Origin of the sequence: Saccharopolyspora sp. (genome assembly GCF_017434145.1) — a bacterium.
GTDB classification, from domain to species: domain Bacteria; phylum Actinomycetota; class Actinomycetes; order Mycobacteriales; family Pseudonocardiaceae; genus Saccharopolyspora_C; species Saccharopolyspora_C galaxeae.
In genome coordinates, this window is record NZ_JAFRFW010000550.1 from 1 (window position 1) to 4,206 (window position 4,206).

At 69.2% G+C, this 4,206-nt stretch carries 4 protein-coding genes; all 4 read right to left on the minus strand.

Features of this window, described 5'->3' with window-relative positions:
- The coding region (locus IJH84_RS15335) for an MCE family protein (protein ID WP_295145590.1) at positions 1-1,213 on the minus strand (1,213 nt) is incomplete at its 3' end.
- 21 nt (positions 1,214-1,234) lie between these two features.
- Positions 1,235-2,104, minus strand: a complete 870-nt coding sequence (locus IJH84_RS15340; RefSeq protein ID WP_295145592.1) for an ABC transporter permease — start codon at positions 2,102-2,104, stop codon at positions 1,235-1,237.
- Positions 2,105-2,107: 3 nt separating this feature from the next.
- Positions 2,108-2,902 (minus strand): ABC transporter permease, encoded by a 795-nt coding sequence (locus IJH84_RS15345; protein ID WP_200069181.1) that lies wholly within the window; start codon positions 2,900-2,902, stop codon positions 2,108-2,110.
- Entirely contained in the window at positions 2,899-3,918 is a 1,020-nt protein-coding gene (locus tag IJH84_RS15350; protein WP_295145595.1) for an ABC transporter ATP-binding protein, read from the minus strand. Before IJH84_RS15350 ends, IJH84_RS15345 begins: the two co-directional genes overlap by 4 nt.
- Positions 3,919-4,206 lie beyond the last annotated feature (288 nt).

A 4,206-nucleotide genomic window follows, 5' to 3' on the forward strand; every position in this document is an offset into this window, starting at 1 on the left:
CCGAGCTCCCTCCGGCGGACTGCGGGCTGGTGGCCGCGGGAGCCGCGGCCTCGCCCCCGGCAGGCAGCTGCTCACCGGGACCGTGCGGCGGAGGCGGATGCGTCGAACCGTCCTTCAGCGCCCCGCCCGGCGGGTATTGCGGGAAGCGGGCGGGCGGCTCGACCCACGGGTAGCACCGCGGGCCGCGGCTGTCGTTGTACTCCGGGGTGTCGGTGCCCGGCAGGTACTTCCCGCGGCTGCCGGTGACCTCGATGGTCACCTTCTGCATCGGCACCGGATCGCCCTTGCCGAACGCCTTCTCCGCCAGCGGGATGCTGTCGTTGACCTGGTCGAGCACGCATTTGTACTGCGGCGCGTAGCGGCCGAACAGCTCCAGCGTCTGCCGGGAGTCGGAGGCGAGCCGGATCATGTTGTCCTGGTTGGCTTCCAGGAACCGGGTCGCGTTCACCGCGGTGACGTTGGTGGCTTGCCACAGGTGCTGGAGCTGATCCTGGTGCTGTGCCACGGTTTTGCTCGTCGTGGTGAAGTCGTTCATCGCGCGCAGCAGGTCCGGAGCCGCTTCGTGGTAGGTCTGCGCGACGTCGTCGACCCGGTCGATGACCGATTCCAGCCGCGGCAGCTGCGGGTTGAACTTCGCCAGGTAGCTGTCCAGGTCCCGCACGGTCTGGCCGAGCTGCTCACCGCGCCCGTCCAGCGCCTGCGACACCGCGTTCAACGTCGCCGCGAGATCCTGCGGCTGCACGGCCTGCAGCAGCGGCAGCAGGTCGCCGAGCACCTTCTCGATCTCCATCGCGGCCCCGCTGCGGTCCTGGCCGATCACGTCACCGCTGGCCAGATGCGCACCGGAGTTCTTCTCGGGCATCTGCAGCGAGACGTAGCGCTCGCCGAACAGCGTCTTCGGCAGCAGCCGCGCCGAGACGTCGGCCGGGATCTCGGCGGCCATTCCCGGTTGCAGCGCCAGGTTCAGCACCGCGTTGCCCTGCCCGGAGGTCACCGAGCGCACCTCGCCGACCACCACGCCGCGCACCTTCACGTCGGCGCCTTCGCGCATCTGGTTGCCGACGCGGTCGGTGTGCAGCGCGACGGGCACGACCGGCGTGAACGCCTTCTGGTAAACGCCGACCATGGCGGCGAAGAACAACGCCGAGACCAGCAAGAAGACCAGCCCGTAGAGCTGGTAGCGGCGCCGGCCGCGGTGTTCACGAGTCCTCATCGGACACTCCTCGTTCCCCGGTCAACCGGCGATCCGGACCGTGGTCGTAGAACCCCAGATCGCGAGGCTCAGGAAGAAATCGAGCACGGCCACCAGCACGATCGAGGTGCGCACCGCCCGGCCGACCGCGGTCCCCACGCCAGCGGGCCCGCCGCTGGCGGTGTAGCCGTAGTAGCAGTGCGTCAGGATCACCACGAGGCTGAACACCAGCACCTTGCCGAACGACCACAGCACGTCCTGCGGCGGCAGGAACAGGTGGAAGTAGTGGTCGTAAGTACCGGCCGACTGCCCGTAGAACAGCACCGTGATCTCCCGGGACGCGAAGTACGAGCCGAGCAGCCCCACCACGTACAGCGGGATCACCGCGGCCAGCCCGGCCAGCACCCGGCTGGTCACCAGGTACGGCACCGTGCGCACCCCCATCACTTCGAGCGCGTCGATCTCGTCGGAGATCCGCATCGCGCCCAGCTGCGCGGTGAAGCCGCACCCGACCGTCGCCGACAGCGCCAGGCCCGCGGCCATCGGCGCGACCTCGCGGGTGTCGAAGTAGGCGGCGATGAACCCGGTCAGCGCGGACGTGCCGAGCTGGTCCAGCGAGGAATAGCCCTGCAACCCGACGATCGCGCCGGTGCACACGGTCATGCCGATCATCACGCCGAGCGTTCCGCCGATGACGGCCAGCGCGCCGCTGCCGAACATCACCTCGGTCAGCAGCCTGCCCGTCTCCCGCGGGTACTTGCGCAACGTCAACGGGGACAACGCCAGTGCGCGCAGGTAGAACGACAGCTGCCAGCCCAGCCCGGCAATCGCGTCACCGGGTTTGGACACCAGCAGGGACAGCCGGCGGCGCCAGGCCGTCGGCGGCGGCAGGTACTGCTCGGTCGCGGCCATCGCTCACAATTCCTTCGGCGGGACCAGCTGCAGGTAGATGCCGGTGATCACGAGGTTGATCGCGAACAGCAGCAGGAAGGTGATCACCACGGCCTGGTTGACCGCGTCGCCGACGCCCTTCGGCCCGCCCGCGGGGTTCAGCCCGCGGTAGGCGGCGACCACACCGGCCACGAACCCGTAGATCAGCGCCTTGAGCTCGCTGACGTAGATGTCCGGCAACTGCGCCAGCGCGTTGAAGCTGGCCAGGTACGCGCCGGGCGTGCCGCCCTGCAGCACCACGTTGAAGAAGTAGCCGCCGACCACACCGACCACGCTGACCAGGCCGTTGAGCAGCACCGACACGAAGATCGCGCCGAGCACCCGCGGCACCACCAGCCGCTGGATCGCGGAGATGCCGAGCACTTCCATCGCGTCGATCTCGTCGCGGATCTTGCGCGCGCCGATGTCCGCGCACACCGCGGAACCACCGGCGCCCGCCACCAGCAGCGCGGTGATCAGCGGACTCGCCTGCTGCAGGATGGACAGCGCGCTGGCCGCGCCAGTGAACGACTGGGCGCCGATCTGCTGGGTCAGCGAACCCAGCTGCATCGCGATCACCGCGCCGAACGGGATCGCGACCATCGCGGTCGGCAGGATCGTCACGCTGGCGAAGAACCACGCCTGCTGCACCCATTCGCGCACCTGGAACGGCCGCCGCGGCATCGCGCGCAGCACCTCCCAGGACAGCGTCGCCAACCGGCCCACTTCGACGAAGGCGGCGCGCAGCGGGACGCGGTGGCTGGCACCGGGAGAACTCATGGGCGATCACCGGGGCCAGGCCGCGGCGGGGCGCCCCACTCGCGGCGTTCGGCGTCGGACAACCCGGCGAGCACCTGCTCGCGCACCGCGGGCGGGTAGGCGTTCAGGTCGCGCATCATGCGCTGCTTGCGGCGGCGCACCGCGATCCGCTCCGGCAACCCGGGGCCGGGGGTCAGCTGCGGGACGACGGTGCGCGGGGCCGGCGCGCTCGTGGCGTCCAGCCCGGCCAGCTCGGCGGCCACGGTCCCCGAGTCCTTCTCCTCGCTCATCCCGATCGGCCCCGCGCGGCGACCGTTGACGAACTGGTCGACCACCGGTTCTTCGCTGGTCAGCAGCACCTCGCGAGCGCCGAAGAGCACCAACTTGCCGCGGAAGAACAACCCGATGTTGTCCGGGACCGTGCGCGCCACGTCGATGTTGTGCGTGACCAGCAGGATCGTCGCGTCGATCGGCGCGTTCAGGTCGATCAGCAGCTGCGAGAGGTAAGCGGTGCGCACCGGGTCCAGCCCGGAATCCGGCTCGTCGCAGAGGATGATCTCCGGTTCGAGCACCAGCGCCCGCGCCAGCCCAGCGCGTTTGCGCATCCCGCCGGACAGTTCGCCGGGCAGCTTGTCCTCCGCCCCGGAAAGGCCGACCAGCTCCATCTTCTCCAGCGCGACCCGGCGGATCTCCGCCTCGGACTTGCGGGTGTGCTCGCGCAACGGGAAGGCGACGTTGTCGAACAGGCTCATCGAGCCGAACAGCGCACCGTCCTGGAACAGCACGCCGAAGCGCTTGCGGACGTCGTAGAGCTCCCGCTCGGAGCACGAGCACATGTCGACGTCTTCGACCATGACCCGGCCGCGGTCCGGGCGCAGCAGCCCGAGCAGCGACTTCAGGAACACCGACTTGCCGGTTCCGGACGGGCCGAGGATGGCGCTGACCTCCCCGTGCGGCAGCGTCAGCGACACGTCCGACCACACCTGGTGGGCGCCGAAGGACTTCGTGAGCCCCTGCACCCCGACTTCGACACCCAACTCGGGTCACCACCTCGAGGATTTCTTTCAGAAGGATTTGCGTAGCGGGTCCGGTAGCGGAACCTCAGCGGCTCCCTCGCTCCGGGACCGATTTCTGACGTATGCCCATACGCGGCGAAATCGCTGTCCTCGCGAGGAAGCCGCTGAGAACCCGCCGCGGTGCCGGTTGCTTGCATGGTCACTGCTCAGCGGCTCCGCCGCTGACAAGACAAGACCGAAAATCATACTGAAACGACTCCTGCGAAGCGTTCGTTGCTACGGGTCGAGCAATGGCACTGATGCCTTTCG